Raw genomic sequence first — 19,241 nt, 5'->3', positions numbered from 1 at the left:
TCAGCCTTTTAAGGGGTTGAAGTCTTTTTGTCGAATCAAGTCGGTAACGCGGGTGAGGAGGTTGAGCTTGCCTCCATACGTCTTACGAAGCATTTCCTCGTTCATCACGGACTCCTTGGGTCCGGATGCTACGAGGTGTAGGTTCAGCATGATCAGCCAGTCAAAGAAGTTCATGGCAGAGTGGATGTCGTGGTGGACGACAATGACCGTCTTGCCTGAAGTAGTCATATCACGCAGCAGCTGAAAAATAGCTGTCTCTGTAGCCATGTCCACTCCTGCAAATGGCTCATCCATGAGATAGAGATCTGCCTCTTGCGCCAATGCCCGAGCGATGAAAACCCGCTGTTGTTGACCGCCCGAAAGCTCAGAAATCTGCCTTTTTGAGAATCCTGCCATGCCCACCTGCTCGAGGCTTTGCATCGCGAGCTCCTTTTCTTTTTTGCCGGGACGGCGGAAAAGGCCAAGTTTTCCATAAGTTCCCATCATGACGACGTCCAAAACCGAGGCAGGGAAGTTCCAATCGACGGACTCACGCTGCGGCACGTAGCTGATTCGGGCGCGCACGTCATTCAGCGGTTTGTCAAAGATCTTGACAAAACCGGAAGTGGGGGGAATAAGTCCCATGATAGCTTTGATCAGTGTGGACTTTCCAGCGCCATTCGGACCGAGGATGCCGACTAGATTGCCTGCCGGAAGACTTAAATCCACATTCCATAGCACGGGATTTTGGTCGTAGCTTACAGTAAGGTCGTGGATTTCAAGAATGGGATTTTCTGCTTGGGTTATCATGGCAATAGGTTTTCGTAGATGATTTCGAGGTTGGTTTTCACCATCCCGATATAGGTGCCCGCGGGAGTTCCCTCTGCGTCGAGACTGTCTGTGAACAGTGGGCCCGCTAGGGTGACTTGCCGATTTTTCTCAGCGGCACCTGCGGCAACAGCGCGGATAGCTTTTGGGGATATGGTCTGCTCCGCAAAAATTGCCTTGACGTTATTTTCATCAATAGTTTGGATCAGGTCAGTTAAATCCCGTAGGCCTGGCTCGCTAAGGGTCGACAAGCCTTGTAGAGATTTGACTGGAAGTCGATATGCCTTTCCAAAATACGCGAAGGCATCATGGGCCGTGACCAAAACCTGATTCGCTGACCGAAGTTCATTGACCTTGGTCCGAACCTCTGAATCCAGTTGGAAAAGCTCTCCTAGGTAAATTTCTGAATTTTGTTCAAGCGTAGGTTTCCAGCTTGGCTTCCAGTGCACGATTTGCTCCGATGCGTATTGCATTGCGATTGACCACAGGTTAACATCAAACCAAATGTGCGGATCAACGCTATGACTCTCGGGTCCAGAGCGGATCAAGCGCTCCTCCGGCAGGCCCTTTGACACATCGATCAAGTTTTGACTGTGGGCCAGCTTCTCGAAGATTTCTGTCATTTTTCCCTCCAAGTACAAGCCGTGAAAGATCACCAAGTCCGCGTCGGTGAGGAGGTCAAGATCCCTGACGGAAGCTTTATAGAGGTGAGGATCGACACCTGCCGGCATCAAAGCCACCACTTCTGCTTGGTCACCGACCAGATTTCGAATACCGTCCGCAAGGATGCTGGTCGTAGCTACGATTCGTGGCTTGGCTCGGTGCTCTTTGGAGTCTGTCTTGCAAGAAAAAAAAAGCAATAAGGGAAGCGCTATGTAGAGGAAATGCTTCATGACTGCAAGACCAAGATGTTGCCTGCCACATCCTTGGACATGAAGAGGGTCTTTTTCTGGTCTACCAGGATTTCCAGAGAACCGTCAAACTCCACTTTGTCCAATACTTTGATCCTTGCTCCGATGTATGCGCCAACTTTGTCGAGGTAGCGAAGGAATGCCGCCGAGCTGTCTTTGACTGCCACGATCTGTCCAGTTTGATCTATCTCCATTTCATTCAGTTGGACTCGAGGTCTCGCCCGCACATCACCAAATTCATCTGGAATTGGATCCCCATGCGGGTCAAATTTAGGATAGTTGAGGTAGGAGTCGAGGCGCTGTATCAATAGAGTGGACTGGATATGCTCCAGCTGCTCGGCAACTTCATGCACTTCATCCCAAGCGAAATTCAACTTCTCCACCAAAAACACCTCCCAGAGTCTATGCTTGCGGATAGTCTGCAGAGCAAAGCGTTTTCCTGTTTCGGTGATCTGTAGCCCATAGTACTTTCGGTATTCGATCACCTCTTTATCGCCCAACTTCCGCAGCATGTCGCTCACCGAAGCAGGCTTTGTATTCATTTCAGCGGCAATGTCGTTTGTGGCGACACTTTTTTTACCTCCATCGGAGAGGTGGTAGATCGCTTTCAAGTAGTTCTCCTCTGCCGTAGTCAATTCCATGGCTATCCCAATTTTGATAATAAGCCAAATATAAAAATTAATTTAGATATAGCTAAAAATAATTTTTATAAAAGCTAAATCTCTTGTGGAAAAGCCTATTTGCGATGTGATTTTAAATTTAGGTGTATCTAAATATATATTTAGAAATAATTAAATAAATGATTATCTATCTGTAAAACAGAGTATTGAAGTCGTTCTATAGTCCCCGAGGTCTAAAAGAATATATTGAAATCCGAGTTTCCATTTCTTGAAATCGAGTGTAATTCGGCAAGGGAGGGTGGATAACCTGCTCCAGTTATCCACGAATCAAAAGGGGGTGGGAGGTCTTAGGCTAGCAGTTTCGTGAAAGCCTTCTGTAAGTGAGCGGATTGGCTTTTCCACAAGAGTGATTCCGGTGGTGGGGATGAAAAATAGGTGCGGGTCAACGCAGACTGAAATTGGCCAAGCGCCAACGTGGGATCTGAAAAATCAATGGAATATCCACCTGCAAAGGAACTCAGGAAGTCATCCCAAAGCGAGTTGGGACTGACCAGTACTGGGATGCCCATTGCCGCACATTCATAGAGCTTGGTAGGCATCTTGCCAGAAATAGCTGGATGCAAATGATACGGCAGGAGAGCAAAATCGGCCTTGGCCAGCGCCTCCATGAGCTCTTCGTGCGCGATTGGATTTGGGCTTAGCCGAAGCTTGACTTGAGGAAGCGCTTTGGCAAGTTGGGCAAGTTTCGCCCCATAGCCTGGGAGCGGGCAATGTCCGATGATTTCCAAGGAGGATAGAGGATATGCTTTCAGGATTTCCCTTAACCAAGCCATAGCTTCCCAAGTCCCAAAAGACGGCGTGATCGTCCCCGTAATGCAAAATTGAAATCCGGTCTTCCGATGATAATTTAGTGGGCCAACCTTGTTGATCTCTCCCCGAAACTTGTTTTCTAATACCAAAAATGGACGCTTTCCCGGCATCTCCTTGATGTAGCATTTTTCCGCCATGAGGAAAAGATCAACATTGGGCACGGCTTCCGCTCTGCGGATAACTTGGGAAGACCTGGACTTTGCCGTGGGGGAAAGGCTTGGATTGAGGTCAAGATTCGTCAGGTAGTTTTCCTGGACATCGTAAACCAAACTGAATCCCAAAATAGGCTTTAAAAGGGAGGCTAAGGGAAGCAGTTCGTAGGTGCAACAAACCAAAATTTTTGGCCGGACTTGTAGCAGGCATTTCAAGAATCTTGCCTGAGAAAGTATGCGATCCACTCGGGAGTAAAAATTGCCCATAGAGGAAAAAAATCGGATTCCGGGCTGTGGTTGGGGCTTTTTAGGAGAAAAGCCTATGATGTTAAGCTCGTATGTATTTGTTTCGCCGAGTGAAAAGGCCAGTTTGCCAAAAGCCCGTATATCTCGGATCGGCTTCAGCGTAGAAGCGATTAGAATTGGGATTTTTCGGGCAGGTGGCTGCGTCATAGCCGAAACTAAAAAAAATAATGGAACTGAAAACTATCATCGAAGCCGCGTGGGAAAACCGCGAAATGCTAAAGGAAGCGGAAACGCAAACCGCCATCAAATCCATCATCTCACAATTGGACGCTGGTCAGCTCCGCTGTGCCGAACCTACCGAAGATGGCAAGTGGAAAGTAAATGATTGGGTGAAAAAGGCAGTAATCCTTTATTTCCCAATCCAGAAAATGGAGACTATTGAGGTCGGGCCGTTTGAGTTTCATGATAAGATGGCGCTCAAGACGAACTACGCCGCTCAGGGTGTTCGTGTGGTGCCTCATGCGGTGGCGCGCTATGGTGCATATTTAGCTTCAGGGGTGGTGATGATGCCAAGTTATGTTAATATCGGTGCATATGTCGATAGTGGCACGATGGTTGACACTTGGGCTACTGTCGGATCTTGTGCACAGATCGGCAAAAATGTTCATTTGAGTGGCGGTGTTGGTATCGGGGGAGTGTTGGAGCCAGTACAGGCTGCGCCTGTGATCGTAGAGGATGGAGCATTTATCGGTTCTCGTGCGATCATCGTAGAAGGCGTCCACATCGGAAAAGAAGCCGTGATCGGCGCGGGAGTTACCTTGACGGCAAGCTCAAAAATCATCGATGTGACCGGCGCTGAGCCAGTAGAGTACAAAGGTTATGTGCCTCCGCGCTCTGTGGTGATTCCGGGCTCTTTGTCCAAACAATTCCCGGCAGGAACGTACCAAGTACCATGCGCCTTGATAATAGGTCAGCGCAAAGCTTCTACCGATCTCAAGACTTCGCTCAATGATGCCCTCCGGGAAAACAATGTAGCAGTCTAACAAAAAGAATCATGAAATCAATTTCCAAGGCCCTTTTGATCCCCGTGCTGGCCGGATCACTTTGGGCTTGTTCCGAAACGAAGAAAAATTCCGCGGATCGATATTTCGAAAAGGGACAATATGAATTGGCCGTCCAGACTTATACTGAAGATTTGAAGTTTAAGCCTACTGATGTCAAAATGCTCTACAATAGGGGCAGGGCACATCAGGAGATGGGGAATGTAGCCGAGGCAAAGTCCGATTTTGAGTCCGCGTTGAATCAAGACCCCAAAAATTTCCAGGTGTTGTTGAGCCTTTCCGCCCTCCAGCTGGAAGAAGGCAACTATGCGAGTGCGCTTCTCTATGCCACCAAGGCGGAGGAGATCTCTGGAGCTCCGGCGATGGCGTCTTTTCTCAAAGGAAGAGCGCTTCATAAGCTTGGAATGGCTGAAGACGCTTTGAAAGCTTATGGAAATGCCATTCAGATCGACAAGGAATTCGGGCAGGCATACTTCAACAGGGGCATGCTGAAAGTCGCCCTGGAAAGAAACAGGCAAGCTTGCGATGATTTCAAACTCGCGGTGATGCTCGATTATCCGGGCGCCAAGGAAATGCTTGATAAATATTGCAACTAACTGAAATCCCGCTTCCTGCGGGATTTTTTTTATCTGCCATTAAGAGTTAATTCTATTCATGGCAGCGCGCCTATTTTTTGAAAGGAAAAAAGAATTAATGTTCGTGGGGCTGGTGGTCGCATATTGCGTCCGAGGTGATTTTTCCGGCGCCCGAACAGGTCTTGCAGTCGCTTACCTGCTTCCCCGAGCCACTGCATTCCGGACAGGTGAGCCGACCTTTACCCGCACAGCGCTCACATTCAAAAAACTCGACGATGTTGAAAACATTTACCTTTTTTATCATTCCAGACGCGGCACATCGGCTGCATCCTACGATCCCTTTGGACTTGCAGTAGTCGCACATCTGCTCTATCTGTTTGGATCCCTCGCAGGTAAAGCAGGTCTCATAACGGTATCCTCTTCGGTCGCAAAGCTTGCAGGACTGAATAGCTGCAATCGGTTCTTTGAGTTTGCTCTGCAACTGTTTCGCCCCCTCGTAGTTTTCACCCTTAAATCCCGTCAGTTCGAGGTATTTATTCAGGAAGTTGGAACTGTTGTCATACTGCCCGAGCTCAAAGAGCGTCTCCGAAAAGTAGTAGGGCATCTCATCTGGCAGGGGAAGGCCCGAATCGATCAAATTTCTAAAAATAGAATTCGCAGTTTGGTAATCGCTTCTTTCCATGGCGGCTAGTGCCCCCTTCATCCAGCGGTCGGTCTGACCAAGATTGACCTGGCCGAAACTAGCCAAAGGAAGCAATGAAAAGAGGAGAAGAACAAGGATACGGTATTTGGGAGACAAGGTCAGTTCAATTTAATTCCTCGAAAACTACTTAACTCCCATTTTAACTCAAAGTTAAAATTTGCAGGCATCGTCTATCGTTTCTGCATTTTCGCTTTGGTACCGGGAAATTGTTGCTATTTTAAAGGCCCGTCGGAAATTTGAGTATCTAATTTTCTTTTTTAAAACATCCAAATAAAACCAAAACAACGATGAGCAAAACAATCACGATGATCGAAGGAATCGGAGAGGTCTACAAGGGAAAGCTGGCGGAGGCCGGGGTTACCACGGTAGAAGGACTTTTGGAAAAAGGTGCAACCAAAGCAGGTAGAAAGGCAATTGCAGGAGATTCGGGCATTGATGAGGGCAAAATCCTCGACTGGGTGAATATGGCAGACCTATTCAGGATCAACGGGATAGGTAGCCAGTTTGCAGAATTGCTAAAGGCAGCCGGAGTAGATACCGTGAAGGAACTGAGAACGCGGAACCCCGAAAATCTGCATGCTGCCCTGACCAAAACCCAGGAGGAAAAAGGATTGACAAAAGTAGTTCCTCCGCTCAGCAAAATCGAGGACTTCGTATCCCAAGCCAAGGCGCTTGCCCCGGTCGTGAGCTACTAGCCGAGTGCAAGCATTCCGCTAAACTGAAAACCTTGAGGAGACTCAGGGTTTTTTTGTAGTTTGGAACCCAAAACTTTTCCCCATGAGCACTATTGAGCAGTTCAAAAAATGCCTGGAAGACGGCCAAGTATTCAAGAAAGACTACATCGTTTTAGGCGCAGGAATTCTGGATGGACAGCCGGTGGACCAGGCCCAGGTAAAAGTACCGCTGAAGACCATGAACCGTCATGGCCTGATCGCTGGAGCCACCGGAACGGGCAAGACCAAAACCCTTCAGGTAATTGCCGAGCAGCTGTCGCTGAAGGGCGTGCCTTCCGTGTTGATGGATCTCAAGGGGGATCTTTCTGGGCTTGCGAAACCTGGAGAATCTTCTGATTTTATACTGAAAAGGTCAGCAACGATAGGGGTTGACTATACACCACAAGGGCTTCCAGTGGAATTGATGTCCATCTCCAATGAGAAAGGAGTTAGGTTGAAAGCCACGGTGTCGGAGTTTGGCCCTGTATTGCTTTCCCAAATCCTGGAACTGAATGATACCCAGCAGGGCGTTGTAGCCTTGGTTTTCCGCTATTGTGACACGCACCATTTGCCATTGCTGGACCTGAAGGACTTCAAGCGCGTTTTGCAGTTTATAACCAACGAGGGGAAAACGGCAATCGAAAAGGAATTCGGGCAGGTGTCGTCTGCTTCAGTCAATACGATCATGCGCAAGATCATCGAGCTGGAGCAGCAGGGTGCGGAACGTTTTTTTGGTGAACTTTCCTTTGATGTGGATGATTTTGTTCGGACCAAAGACGGTAAAGGCGTCATCTCGGTAATTCGACTGACGGACATTCAGAGTCGGCCCAAGTTGTTTTCCACGTTTATGCTGAGTCTTCTCTCCGAGATTTATGAGACTTTTCCTGAGCAGGGAGATGCTGACCAGCCCAAGCTTTGCCTTTTCATCGATGAGGCGCATTTGGTCTTTGGCAATGCTTCCAAGGACCTGTTGGAAAAGATAGAAGCCATTGTAAAGCTCATCCGATCCAAAGGAGTGGGCGTGTTCTTTTGCACACAAACTCCAACTGACGTTCCGGAAAGCGTGCTGGGACAGCTTGGGTTGAAAGTACAGCACGCGTTGAGAGCCTTCACGGCCAAAGATCGTAAAGCGATCACCAAGACTGCCGAGAATTATCCGGATTCGCCGTTTTATAATACAGCAGAGGTGTTGACTGCTATGGGAATTGGAGAAGCAGTGGTGACGGCTCTTAACGAAAAGGGGATACCCACTCCGCTTGCCCACACCTTGGTCAGAGCGCCGATCACCCGAATGGACATTTTGGAAGATAGCGAGATCGACCAATTGGTAAAAAGCTCTGATTTGGTGTATAAATACAACCAGGATTTGGATCACGACAGCGCCTTCGAGATTTTGGAGCGTAAGATGCAGGCGGTCCAAGAAGCTCAGGAGAAAGCCGTGCTTCCCGGCCCCTCGTCTTCCCGAACCACAGGTAGTCGCACGAAAGAAGATGAATCTCTTATCGAAGAGCTAAGTAAAAACACCATGGTCAGACAGCTTGGCCGAACCCTTTTTCGCGAGCTTGCAAGGGGAATTCTAGGCTCATTCTCTGGTAAAAGAAGAAGATAATAATTTCCTGTAAGCTAATAGATTATAGACATTGAAAGTAGCGGTAATCGGTGGGGGAGCAGCGGGCTATTTTGCCGCAATCCACGCGAGTGGTCCCGGTGTGGATGTAACTATTTTTGAGAAAAGCCCCAAGCTGCTCTCCAAAGTGAAAGTCTCGGGAGGTGGGAGGTGCAACGTAACCCACAGGCCAATGGAGGTATCCAAGTTGGTCAAAAACTATCCCCGTGGTGAGAAGTTTCTGAAGCGGACATTCCGGCATTTTTCTATCGCGGATACTTTTGCTTGGTTTCAGTCCCGTGGGGTAGAGCTCAAGGTGGAACCTGACGGGCGTGTATTTCCGCTTAGCGATTCCTCCCAATCCATCATTGAATGCCTGCAACTGGAAGCAGAAAAAGCCAAAGTGTCGATCCAGATTTCCACGGGAATAAAAGAATTGAATCCCTTGGAAAAGGGCTTTGAATTAATCACAGAAAAAGGGGTTTTTCGATGCGACTACGTTGTCGTAGCGACGGGGGGGCAGCCTAAATCAGATGGATATTATTTTCTTAAATCACTTAGGCACAAGATACAAGATCCTATTCCCTCACTTTTTACTTTCAATACTCCGGGAGAATCAATCCGGGAACTGATGGGAATAGCGGTGCCCGAGGGCTGGGTGAAGATCGAGGGGACGAAATTGAATTACCGAGGTCCGGTGCTGGTGACCCACTGGGGAATAAGCGGGCCAGCGGTACTAAAGCTTTCCGCTTTTGGAGCGGAATGGCTTCATGACCACCAGTACCGCGCGCGCGCCATTATAAACTGGAATGCAAACTATGGCGAAAACGACTATTTGGAGCATTTGCTAAGCTATGCCAAAGCTCATCCCAACAGAAAGCTACGCTCTCATCCATTGTTTGAAATACCCGGTAGGCTTTGGGAGCACTTTTGCGAAAAGGCGGAAATCGAAGAAAATACCCTCGTGGGAAATCTGACAAAAAAGTCCATCAACAAGCTAGTTCAAAATCTTTTTTGCTATATCTTGGTGGTCAGCGGAAAGACCACATTCAAGGAAGAATTCGTCACAGCAGGCGGAATCTCTTTGGAAGGGGTGGACCCCGAAACCATGCAAAGTATTTATCACCCAAACCTATACTTTGCCGGCGAAGTCCTGAACATTGATGGAATTACAGGTGGCTTTAATTTTCAAGCCGCTTGGTCGACTGGATATCTTGCCGGGAAGTCCATAAAGGAGCGTACTATATGAACAACATCTACCCGGAATTGAACCAAAGGATTCTGGAAATGGCCGACGGCGATGATGCCTTTAGGATCGAGTTGACTGCAGCTATATATACCGGACTACTGGAACTGAAATCCCAGTATTCGGAAGGCAGGGCTGAAAAGGACCATGTGAAAATTCAGCTGATCAGACACAAGATCAAGCCGACCATAGCCATGTTTGATTTTGAGCTTTTAGCGGATTCGCTGCAGCAAGGAAAGGAAATCCTAGACTCTGAAGGTTTTGGAGCATCTTTTGATACCCACTTTGATGCTTTTTTGCAGCTCGTGGAAATGGCTTTGCTGGAAGTCGAACTCCTGAAAAGCTAAAAAAAAAGGAGCTTGCACCCGCAGCTCCCATTTTTACTTGTATACCCTATGAAGAAAAATTCTTCCCAAAAGTAAATGCCCTTGATTGGGCAGTGATTAAGGCTGTGTTATTTTCGAATGAAGAATCAGATAAGGGATCTCATGCCGATCATCACAAGTGCCTATTCCAAACCTCCCCGATACCTTTTTAACGCCCACCTGGAGACTATAGTCCCGAGTCTCTTGAGGAAAATCGATGGAGTTTCCTATTATAGAGAGAAGATCGACACGCCGGATGGGGATTTTTTGAACGTGGATTGGGCCAGAATTGGGGGAACGAAGCTCCTGATAGTATCCCATGGCTTGGAAGGAGACTCCAAGAGGCACTACGCGATGGGATTAGCCAAAATTTTCAACCAAAACGGGATCGACGTACTCGTCTGGAACAACCGGACTTGCTGCGGTGAGATAAACCTAAGGCCGATTCTTTATCATCATGGTGCAAGTTATGATCTGGAGACAGTGGTGCAACACGCGCTCAATCAAGCTACTTATGAAGAGATCTTCCTTGCAGGAATCAGCATGGGAGGCGCGCAGACGCTGAAATATTTGGGGGAAAAGGGTTCGGATTTGCCAGCGCAGATCTCCAGAGCTGCCGTCTACTCTACACCCTGCAATCTCGCTTCAAGCGCCGCTACGCTGAAACTCCGCTCCAATCTCTTTTACAAAAATCGGTTTCTAGGCAAGCTGAAAAAGAAAATGGAGGCGAAAGCACTTCAGTTTCCTGATTTGGTGGATCTAGATTTGCTTCGACGTGTCCAGGATTTCGACGCTTTCGATACGCATTTTACCGCAAAGCTGCATGGCTTCAAGGATGCGGCGGATTTTTATGAAAGTGTGAGCGCTGACAATTGGCTGGAGCACATCGCAATCCCCACACTCATCATCAACGCGGTCAATGATCCGCTCTTGGGAGCGGCCTGCTTTCCCACGCGCCTTGCCGAATCCAAGTCAAACCTGTTTCTTGAAATGCCAAAAAGGGGAGGTCACACCGGCTTTTTGCTCAAAGATCAGGAGTTTACATTCGGCGAATATCGATTCTTGGAGTTTTTGAATAGGGTTTGATTGATTTAGAATAGCTATTTTCCCAATTATTATCCAGTCAGGTTTATGAGAAAGCTTTCACTCGTGGTCTTGATAGGCCTTTTTTTAGCCACGCTTTTTTTCATGTGGCTTAATGATTTTGATTCGTTCAGAATCGGTTATCTGATTTTGTTTATACTCTTTTTGATCGCTTGTGTAGGCGTTTGGGACGCGAGCCAGAAGAAACACGCAATCCTGAGGAACTTCCCAGTGGTGGGTCATTTTAGGTATTTTCTGGAGTCCATCAGTCCCGAGATTCAGCAATACTTCATCGAATCAAATACCAGTGGGAGGCCCTTCAGCAGAAATCTTCGTGCGCTCGTGTATCGTAGGGCAAAAAACGTAAATGATACGCATCCCTTTGGCACGCAGCGTGATATCAATGAGGAAGATTACGTAGCGCTAAGGCATTCGATTTATGCCAAGAGCCCCCGTGAGGAAGATCTCCGTGTGATAGTAGGCGGAGCAGATTGTAGGCAGCCCTATTCCGCCTCTATTTTTAATATTTCGGCGATGAGTTTTGGATCCCTAAGCGGGAATGCGGTGATGGCCTTAAACAAGGGAGCAAAAAAGGGAAAATTTTTTCACAATACAGGCGAGGGCGGAATATCTCCCCACCACCGTCAGGGGGGTGACTTGTGCTGGCAGATCGGCACAGGGTATTTTGGTTGTCGAGATGGACACGGGTTCTTTGACGGCGAAAAGTTTAGGGAAAAGGCATCTTGGCCCGAGGTCAAAATGATTGAAATCAAGATTTCCCAAGGTGCAAAACCAGGCCATGGGGGAGTGCTACCAGGCGTGAAGAACACTGCCGAAATTGCCGAAATCAGGGGCGTAGTTCCAGGCACAACCATACTGTCGCCACCTGCGCATTCCGCTTTTTCCAATACCCACCAACTGGTGCTGTTTGTGAAAAGGCTCCGAGAGCTGTCAGACGGCAAACCCATCGGTTTTAAACTTTGCATCGGCAAAACGGAGGAATTTGAAGCAATCTGCAAAGCTATGGTCTCGGAGGGTATTTACCCCGATTTCATCACCATCGATGGAGCGGAAGGGGGGACCGGAGCGGCACCGCTGGAATTTTCGGACAGCGTCGGACTTCCATTGGAGCCCGCTTTGATTTTTGCAAGGCTTACCCTAGAGAAGTATGATATCAAAAACCGAATTAAGCTCATAGCGTCCGGGAAGGCGATCAGTGCCTTTGCGATTGTCAAAAATCTGGCCCTCGGAGCCGATATGTGCAATTCGGCAAGGGGCTTTATGTTTAGCCTAGGCTGTATCCAGGCCCTTCGCTGCAATACCAACGCCTGCCCGACGGGAGTTGCTACGCAGGACAAGCATCTGGAAAAAGGACTCGTCGTCACTGACAAGTCGGAGCGGGTCTACAATTTCCACAAAAACACGGTTCACGCAGTCAAGGAATTGTTGGGCGCCACAGGCCATGAGCATACCTCCCAGTTGACTGTCCGTGATCTGGTACGGGGAGATGAAATGGTGGATTTCGCGAATCGCTTTTTCCCCGATTCAGTTGCGCATCATTTGGACTGACCTTCGATCAAAACCTTTTCAGGGCCATCGCCGCTACCGTGCCACCAATCGCAAGTGAACTTGTGGCGGCTGGAGAAGGAGCATTGAGCACGTTGATCGCGAATTGGGATTCCCTGATGGCAAAGTCGTCCAGCAAGCCCCCCGTTCTGTCGCAGGCTTGGGCCCGAACCCCGGCTCCGCCTTCGACCAGATCAGACTCCTGGATTTCCGGGATTAATTCCTGAAGCGCTTTGGTAAAGGCCGCCTTTGAAAAAGATCGGTACAACTCGCCGAAACCGGTTTTCCAGTATTTTGCAGCCACTTTTTGGAAGCCAGGCCAAGCCAGCGACTCTGCGAGCTCACTGAGATTGATTTGGGATTTTTTATATCCTTCTCTGCGAAAAGCCAGCACTGCATTTGGGCCCGCTTCGACCCCGCCTTTTTTCATCCGGGTAAAATGTACCCCCAAGAATGGGAAATTTGGATCAGGCACGGGATAGATCAGATTTTTGACCAGGTATTCTTTTTCCTTTTTCAGCTTGAAGTATTCTCCCCTGAAAGGAATGATCTTCACGTCGTCTACAGCTGGATCATTCATCTTAGCCACCTTGTCCGAATAGAGTCCAGCACAATTGATGACCAATTTGGCTTCAACGGTTTTGTTTGGAGTTTCGATGTGGTTGATACCTTCCTTTTGGCTTATATTCAGAACCTTATGGTTCAATAAGATTTCTCCGCCATTCTGAATGATTTTTCGTCCATAAGCCAAAGCAACTTGATAGTAATCCACAATTCCAGTCTGGGGTACATGGATGGCGGCTACTCCGGCGCAGTGTGGTTCATAGCCCTTGAGTTCTTCCAAAGTAATGTATCGGGTCCCTTCGAGCCCATTCGCCAAGCCGCGATCCAACAGAGTCTGTAGCAATGGTTTTTGCTCTTCTCTCGTGGCCACGACCACTTTGCCGGTGATTTCAAAGGGAATTTTTTCCTCTTCGCAAAATTGCACCAGCTCGTGGTATCCACTAATACAATTTGTGGCTTTGAGTGAACCTGGCTTGTAGTAGAGTCCTGAGTGGATCACACCCGAATTATTCCCGGTTTGGTGTTTGGCCAATTGATCCTCTTTTTCCAAAATCACAATCTTGAGATCAGGTCGTGCTTTTTGGATTTTCAGTCCCGTGGCCAGGCCGACAATTCCGCCTCCAACAATGGCTATATCGTATGTCATTTTCAAAGTCAATTTGATCTCAAATATACAAGTGGAAAGTTCATTCCAAGAGCATACTTCGCTACAGAAATCGCATGTTGTTTGGAAATATTCACATCTTGGTCTAACCAAGTAGGGCTGCTTTGAATTTATCTTGCGGCCGAATTCACCAGCTGTGTTTTTGCAAATCGATGCGTAGTCTCTTTTTTAGCATTCTCTTTTTTTTCGTTTCCTCCTCCCTGTGGGCGCAATACACCATTAGGGGAAAAGTCGCCGACGCGGAAACCGGTGACCCGATCGCTTTTGCGAATGTGATCCTGAAAGGTACGACGACCGGAATCACCACGGATTTCGAAGGCAACTATGTGATTTCGACCCGAGCACTCAGTGACAGTCTGGTGGTGAGCTACTTGGGATACATTACCCAATCCAAAGCCTTGTCCGATCAATTGGAACAGATCATCAATTTTCAACTCAGACCCAGCGATTTCGAGCTTGAAGCATTTGTCTTTGAAGCGGGTGAAAACCCGGCCTTTGAGATCATCAGACGGGCGTCGGAGCGAAGAAAGGACTTTGATAAAAGATCTCTCAGCGCCTATGAAACGAAGAATTATACCAAGATTGAGATTGACATAGACAATCTTTCGGAGGATTTTAGGAAAAGAAAGTCCGTCCAGAAAGTCACTCATGTGCTAGATAGTATCCAGGAGCTGACCAATGACGAGGGCGAAAAAATCCTTCCCGTCTTTTTCTCCGAGACCGTTTCTAAGTTTTACTATCGGAATAACCCGGAACTCCGAAAAGAAGTCATCGAAAAATCCAAAGTGACCGGAGTGGGCATCACGGATGGCTCGACTACCTCCCAAATCACCGGTTCGGTCTTTCAGGAATACAATTTTTATAAAAATTGGCTCTCGATACTCAACAAGGATTTCATTTCCCCAATCTCCGATGGATGGAAGTCATTCTACGACTATGATCTGCTGGACTCGGTTCTAGTCGGACAGGATACCTGCTACAAACTGCAGGTTTATCCACGCAGGGAGCAAGATTTGGCATTTACGGGCACGATCTGGATTAAGAAAGAAGACTATTCCCTCAAGCAGGTGGACTTGACGATTCCCAAGGCCGCTAATCTGAATTTTGTGGACCGGATCAAAATCCAACAGGAATTGGGGCCAAGCTCTGCCGGGCCCTTGATTCCTTCAAAAACGCGGGTTTTGATAAAAATCGCACAAGTGACAGATGACACTGCGGGATTGTTGGCGAAGTTTTACACATCGACAGACAGTGTGATCGTGAACCAGCCGAAGGAAACCAAGTTCTTCAACCAAGCGGTGGAATTGAAGCCGGATTTTGGGATGGCTGAGGAAAGTTTTTGGGAAGCCAATCGGCCTGATCCGCTGAGTTCGGAGGAGTTGGCGGTGTTGCAGATGGTCGATACGCTGAAGAAGATTCCGATTATCCGTTTCTATTCCGAGGGCTTGAAATTTTTTGCAACCGGATATAAGCCTATCGGTAAGATAGATATCGGGCCATGGCCGGGATTCTTCAACTACAACGACATCGAAAACGTCCGTCTCGGTATGGGCCTGAGGACCAATTACAAGTTCAGCAAGAAGTGGGAGCTGAAGGGATATTTGGCTTACGGATTTGGAGACATGAAGTGGAAGTACGCCGCGTCTGCAACGCGGATTTTGGACAGAAGCCGCTGGACTACCGCCCAAGTCTATTCCAATAAAGAAATCGATCAGGTGGGTTTGGAGATCGCAAACCTGCAGAGTAATAGCGTCTTCCTAGCTGCGTCTCGGTTTGGGACTTTGCGGAGTCCCTACTTCAGCACAAATCATGGATTGAATGTGCAACGGGAGTTTTTCAAAGGATTTTTGGTCAAAGCCGGTGTGAACGTCGGTCAATTTGACCCGCTCTATGATTTTTATTATCTGGAAAAGGATACGAGAGAATACCGATCAAACTTCGAAACCACGGAGATCCGAGCTGGAATTCGCTATGGGCGGGACGAGATCATCATCATCAATGACAACGAGCGCTCTTCCCTTGGCTCTCTCAAATGGCCGATTTTCGAAGTCAACTATGCCAGAGGGATGAGATGGCTTGGTGGAGACCTAGAGTACCAGAAACTCAGCCTTTATGTCTATCAGCGCATCAACATGGGCCTTTTGGGTGTAGGAAGGTACGAGTTGGATGCCGGAAAGATTTTCGGAGAAGTGCCTTATCCGATTCTGAAAAACCATTTGGGTAATGAGACGCTTTTTTACACCACGGCAGCTTTCAACACGATGAACTTTACCGAATTCACCTCAGACCAGTACTTCAGCATCCGTTATAGACAGTCTTTTGAAGGCTTTATGCTGAATTCCATTCCGCTGATCAAGCGCTTGAAGTGGCGCTTCGTGGGCAATGCCAATGTCCTCTGGGGCTCTGTGAAAGATTATAATATCGAAAACGTGCCTGATGTTGATCCGGAGGGCAATCCGCTCAAGACCTTTGGACGTCTAGATTTTGGAAATCCCTATCTGGAACTCGGCTATGGCGTTGAGAACATTTTCAAGTTTTTCCGTGTGGATTTCTTCCATCGAATGACTTATTTGGACAATCCGGGAGCCAAGCCATTCCATGTAAAAATCAGCGCCCAGTTTATTCTTTGATTTTTAGCATTTGAAAAGAAAATAGTTGGACGTAGTTTTCTAAATCGCTATTTTCCACAACAATCATCGTACTCCACCTGCGGCTGATCTTGATTTAGTTAAAAGAGACGTATGATGGTTTGATTTTTAATCCAAAATGCCATGTCATTTCATCCGAAATCAATAATTGTCTCGGCTGTGCTAATTTTGTTGGTACTTCCATTTCTTGCTTTTTCTCAAGGCGAGGCCGAAACCTTTACCTCAAAAAATGCGCTTTACCTTGAAGTTGGCGGAAGTTCCGGAAGATACGCGATTAACTACAGCAAGATTTTCCATCAAAGAGGCAAGTTAAAACTTAATGCGAGCGCTGGTTTTTCAATGTGGCGGAATAAAATAAATGATTTCAAAACCATTTGGCTTCCGGTTATTCCTTTAGAGGTCTCCGCACTATATGGCAAGTCAAAGCATCATCTGGAAATGGGTTTTGGAGTCACTTCTTACTTAGGTAGAACTTTAGAAATTGATTCGGAAACATTTGAATTTAGTGACAAAGTAGTTTTTGGTGCTATAGTTCCTGTAAGAATTGGTTACAGATACCAAAAACCCGAGGGTGGATTCTTTTTTCGGGTTGGTTATACTCCATTTTTTGATGTTCCGGTTAGAGAAGGGAAAAGCTGGTCCTTCTATCCTTATCATGCAGGATTAAGTTTTGGAAAGAGTTTTTGAGTTGGATTAATTTTTTTGAATCAATCAGCAAAGAAATCTACATTTTGATTCTCGTTCTCCTTCTCAAGGAAAGGAAATCAAATATCATTTCCACATTCCCTTCCCCTAAATTTTTCCTTTGCTGGTCGGTTTTGCATATTTGCAGCTTAGACCAATTGCCTGTTTGTATGGGCAGAAAAACAACAACACATGTCACAACAAATTAAGATTACCCTTCCGGATGGCTCCGTGAGGGAGTACGAAAAAGGAACAACCGGGCTACAGATTGCTGCAAGTATCAGCGAGGGTTTGGCACGGAATGTCCTTGCTGCCAAAGTAAATGGACAGGTTTGGGATGCTACCCGACCTATTGACTCCGATTCCAGTCTTCAACTGCTGACTTGGAATGATCTGGAGGGAAAAAACACCTTTTGGCACTCATCCGCGCACTTGATGGCGGAGGCATTGGAGGCTTTGTATCCGGGAACCAAATTCGGAATCGGTCCTCCAATTGAGACAGGTTTCTATTACGATGTAGACTTCGGTGACCACAAGCTGGAGGGCGATGAGTTGGAGAAGATCGAGCAGAAGATGATTGAGCTTGCCAAAGCAAAGAATGAGTATATCCGCAAGGATGTGGGAAAGGCGGAAGCAATCGCCTATTTCCAGGAAAAGGGCGATGAATACAAGCTGGATCTCTTGGAAGGCCTCGAAGATGGTTCGATCACTTTTTATCAGCAGGGCAATTTCACAGACCTTTGTCGTGGTCCGCACATTCCGAATACAGGATTTATCAAAGCTGTAAAGCTTACCAATATCGCCGGAGCCTATTGGAGAGGCGACGAAAAGCGCAAGATGTTAACCCGTATCTACGGGGTGACCTTTCCAAAAGCCCAGGAGTTGAAGGATTACTTGACCTTGTTGGAAGAAGCCAAAAAGCGTGACCACCGTAAGATTGGCCGTGAATTGGAGCTTTTCACCTTCTCCGAGAAAGTAGGGATGGGATTGCCGCTGTGGCTTCCAAAGGGCACTTTGCTTCGCGAGCGCCTGATCAGCTTCATGAAGAAGGCTCAGGACAAATCCGGCTACCAGCAGGTGACCACTCCGCATATCGGAAGCAAGGTGTTGTACGAAACCTCAGGACACTACGAAAAATACGGGAAGGATTCATTTCAGCCGATCACCACTCCGCATGAAGGAGAGGCGTTTTTGCTGAAACCGATGAACTGCCCGCATCACTGCGAAATCTACAAACACAAGCCAAGATCCTACAAAGATCTGCCTATCCGTTACGCTGAGTTTGGTACAGTGTACCGCTATGAGCAAAGTGGTGAGTTGCATGGTTTGACTCGAGTGAGAGGATTTACTCAGGACGATGCACACATATTCTGTCGCCCAGACCAGGTGAAAGAAGAGTTTATCAAGGTGATCGATCTGGTACTCTACGTTTTCAAAGCCTTGGGATTCCAGGACTATACTGCCCAGATTTCATTGAGAGATCCTGAAAACAAGCAGAAATACATCGGAACTGATGAGGCTTGGGAAAAAGCGGAATCTGCGATCATCGAGGCTGCGGCAGAAAAGGGTTTGCAGACTGTCACAGAGCTTGGTGAAGCTGCTTTCTACGGACCTAAGCTCGACTTTATGGTCAAAGATGCCTTGGGAAGAAAGTGGCAATTGGGAACCATCCAGGTAGATTACCAGTTACCCGATCGTTTCCAGCTCGAATACATCGGCTCAGACAATCAAAAGCACCGTCCGGTGATGATTCACAGGGCTCCTTTTGGTTCGTTGGAACGCTTCGTGGCCGTTTTGATCGAACACTGCGCGGGCGATTTTCCACTTTGGCTTTCTCCCGAACAGATAAATATTCTGCCTATCTCCGAGAAATACATCGCCTATGCGGAAGAGCTGAAGGCAATCTTGGACGAAGCGGGAATAGCGGGAAACATCGATAATAGGGATGAAAAGATTGGTCGAAAGATCCGGGATTCCGAGGTCAAAAAGGTGCCTTTTATGCTGATTGTGGGCGAAAAGGAACAGGAAGAACAAAAAGTATCTGTGCGGAAGCATGGGCAGGGGGACTTGGGAAGCTTCTCGATAGGAGAGTTTATCCAGTATTTTCAGGGGATTATTTCAGAATCCCTGAGTAAGCAGTAAAAACGTAATATTTTA

General features: G+C 47.4%; 17 protein-coding genes. 11 read left to right on the top strand and 6 right to left on the bottom strand.

Annotated elements, in window-relative coordinates:
- From J0A67_RS07955 to J0A67_RS07940, 4 genes are all read right to left on the bottom strand, one after another.
- Window positions 1–789 (bottom strand): metal ABC transporter ATP-binding protein, encoded by a 789-nt coding sequence (locus J0A67_RS07955; protein WP_206568780.1) that lies wholly within the window; start codon window positions 787–789, stop codon window positions 1–3.
- Window positions 786–1,700 carry a metal ABC transporter solute-binding protein, Zn/Mn family gene (locus tag J0A67_RS07950; RefSeq protein WP_206568779.1) on the bottom strand — a complete coding sequence of 305 codons (915 nt, stop codon included), beginning with the start codon at window positions 1,698–1,700 and terminating at the stop codon, window positions 786–788. Before J0A67_RS07950 ends, J0A67_RS07955 begins: the two co-directional genes overlap by 4 nt.
- On the bottom strand, window positions 1,697–2,359 hold the full coding sequence (locus J0A67_RS07945) for a metal-dependent transcriptional regulator (protein ID WP_206568778.1): 663 nt from the start codon (window positions 2,357–2,359) through the stop codon (window positions 1,697–1,699). Before J0A67_RS07945 ends, J0A67_RS07950 begins: the two co-directional genes overlap by 4 nt.
- A 326-nt stretch (window positions 2,360–2,685) precedes the next feature.
- On the bottom strand, window positions 2,686–3,813 hold the full coding sequence (locus J0A67_RS07940; RefSeq protein WP_206568777.1) for a glycosyltransferase family protein: 1,128 nt from the start codon (window positions 3,811–3,813) through the stop codon (window positions 2,686–2,688).
- A gap of 20 nt (window positions 3,814–3,833) precedes the next feature.
- On the opposite strand from J0A67_RS07940, the gene J0A67_RS07935 reads away from it, so the two are divergent.
- Window positions 3,834–4,649, top strand: a complete 816-nt coding sequence (locus J0A67_RS07935; RefSeq protein WP_206568776.1) for a 2,3,4,5-tetrahydropyridine-2,6-dicarboxylate N-succinyltransferase — start codon at window positions 3,834–3,836, stop codon at window positions 4,647–4,649.
- A gap of 11 nt (window positions 4,650–4,660) precedes the next feature.
- On the top strand, window positions 4,661–5,263 hold the full coding sequence (locus J0A67_RS07930) for a tetratricopeptide repeat protein (protein ID WP_206568775.1): 603 nt from the start codon (window positions 4,661–4,663) through the stop codon (window positions 5,261–5,263).
- Window positions 5,264–5,357: 94 nt separating this feature from the next.
- On the opposite strand, the gene J0A67_RS07925 is transcribed toward J0A67_RS07930, so the two are convergent.
- On the bottom strand, window positions 5,358–6,041 hold the full coding sequence (locus tag J0A67_RS07925) for a molecular chaperone DnaJ (protein WP_241265117.1): 684 nt from the start codon (window positions 6,039–6,041) through the stop codon (window positions 5,358–5,360).
- Between the two features lie 191 nt (window positions 6,042–6,232).
- Between J0A67_RS07925 and J0A67_RS07920 the strand changes: the two genes are divergently transcribed.
- From J0A67_RS07920 to J0A67_RS07895, 6 genes are all read left to right on the top strand, one after another.
- Window positions 6,233–6,640, top strand: a complete 408-nt coding sequence (locus J0A67_RS07920; RefSeq protein WP_206568774.1) for a DUF4332 domain-containing protein — start codon at window positions 6,233–6,235, stop codon at window positions 6,638–6,640.
- 82 nt (window positions 6,641–6,722) lie between these two features.
- Window positions 6,723–8,267, top strand: coding sequence for a helicase HerA-like domain-containing protein (locus tag J0A67_RS07915; protein WP_206568773.1), 1,545 nt, complete (start codon window positions 6,723–6,725; stop codon window positions 8,265–8,267).
- Window positions 8,268–8,298: 31 nt separating this feature from the next.
- Window positions 8,299–9,513: a BaiN/RdsA family NAD(P)/FAD-dependent oxidoreductase gene (locus J0A67_RS07910; RefSeq protein WP_206568772.1), complete on the top strand. Its 1,215-nt coding sequence runs from the start codon at window positions 8,299–8,301 to the stop codon at window positions 9,511–9,513.
- The gene (locus J0A67_RS07905) at window positions 9,510–9,857 is read left to right on the top strand and encodes a hypothetical protein (RefSeq protein WP_206568771.1); all 348 of its coding nucleotides are present in this window, start codon (window positions 9,510–9,512) and stop codon (window positions 9,855–9,857) included. The genes J0A67_RS07910 and J0A67_RS07905 overlap by 4 nt, the downstream gene beginning before the upstream one ends.
- A 141-nt stretch (window positions 9,858–9,998) precedes the next feature.
- Complete coding sequence (locus tag J0A67_RS07900) at window positions 9,999–10,961, top strand: YheT family hydrolase (RefSeq protein WP_206569668.1); 963 nt, start codon at window positions 9,999–10,001, stop codon at window positions 10,959–10,961.
- 45 nt (window positions 10,962–11,006) lie between these two features.
- Entirely contained in the window at window positions 11,007–12,527 is a 1,521-nt protein-coding gene (locus tag J0A67_RS07895; protein WP_241265116.1) for an FMN-binding glutamate synthase family protein, read from the top strand.
- Window positions 12,528–12,534: 7 nt separating this feature from the next.
- On the opposite strand, the gene lhgD is transcribed toward J0A67_RS07895, so the two are convergent.
- On the bottom strand, window positions 12,535–13,734 hold the full coding sequence (gene lhgD, locus J0A67_RS07890) for an L-2-hydroxyglutarate dehydrogenase (RefSeq protein WP_206568770.1): 1,200 nt from the start codon (window positions 13,732–13,734) through the stop codon (window positions 12,535–12,537).
- A 170-nt stretch (window positions 13,735–13,904) separates the two neighbouring features.
- Between lhgD and J0A67_RS07885 the strand changes: the two genes are divergently transcribed.
- The 3 genes from J0A67_RS07885 to thrS all read left to right on the top strand — a co-directional run bounded on the left by J0A67_RS07885 (window position 13,905) and on the right by thrS (window position 19,226).
- Window positions 13,905–16,382 carry a DUF5686 and carboxypeptidase-like regulatory domain-containing protein gene (locus J0A67_RS07885; protein ID WP_206568769.1) on the top strand — a complete coding sequence of 826 codons (2,478 nt, stop codon included), beginning with the start codon at window positions 13,905–13,907 and terminating at the stop codon, window positions 16,380–16,382.
- Between the two features lie 141 nt (window positions 16,383–16,523).
- Window positions 16,524–17,087 carry a hypothetical protein gene (locus J0A67_RS07880; protein WP_206568768.1) on the top strand — a complete coding sequence of 188 codons (564 nt, stop codon included), beginning with the start codon at window positions 16,524–16,526 and terminating at the stop codon, window positions 17,085–17,087.
- 189 nt (window positions 17,088–17,276) lie between these two features.
- The gene (gene thrS, locus J0A67_RS07875) at window positions 17,277–19,226 is read left to right on the top strand and encodes a threonine--tRNA ligase (protein ID WP_206568767.1); all 1,950 of its coding nucleotides are present in this window, start codon (window positions 17,277–17,279) and stop codon (window positions 19,224–19,226) included.
- Window positions 19,227–19,241 lie beyond the last annotated feature (15 nt).

This window comes from Algoriphagus aestuariicola (assembly GCF_017254835.1).
GTDB classification, from domain to species: Bacteria; Bacteroidota; Bacteroidia; order Cytophagales; family Cyclobacteriaceae; genus Algoriphagus; species Algoriphagus aestuariicola.
Note: the sequence above shows the minus strand (reverse complement) of the source record. Positions and strands in the feature narration are given on the sequence as shown.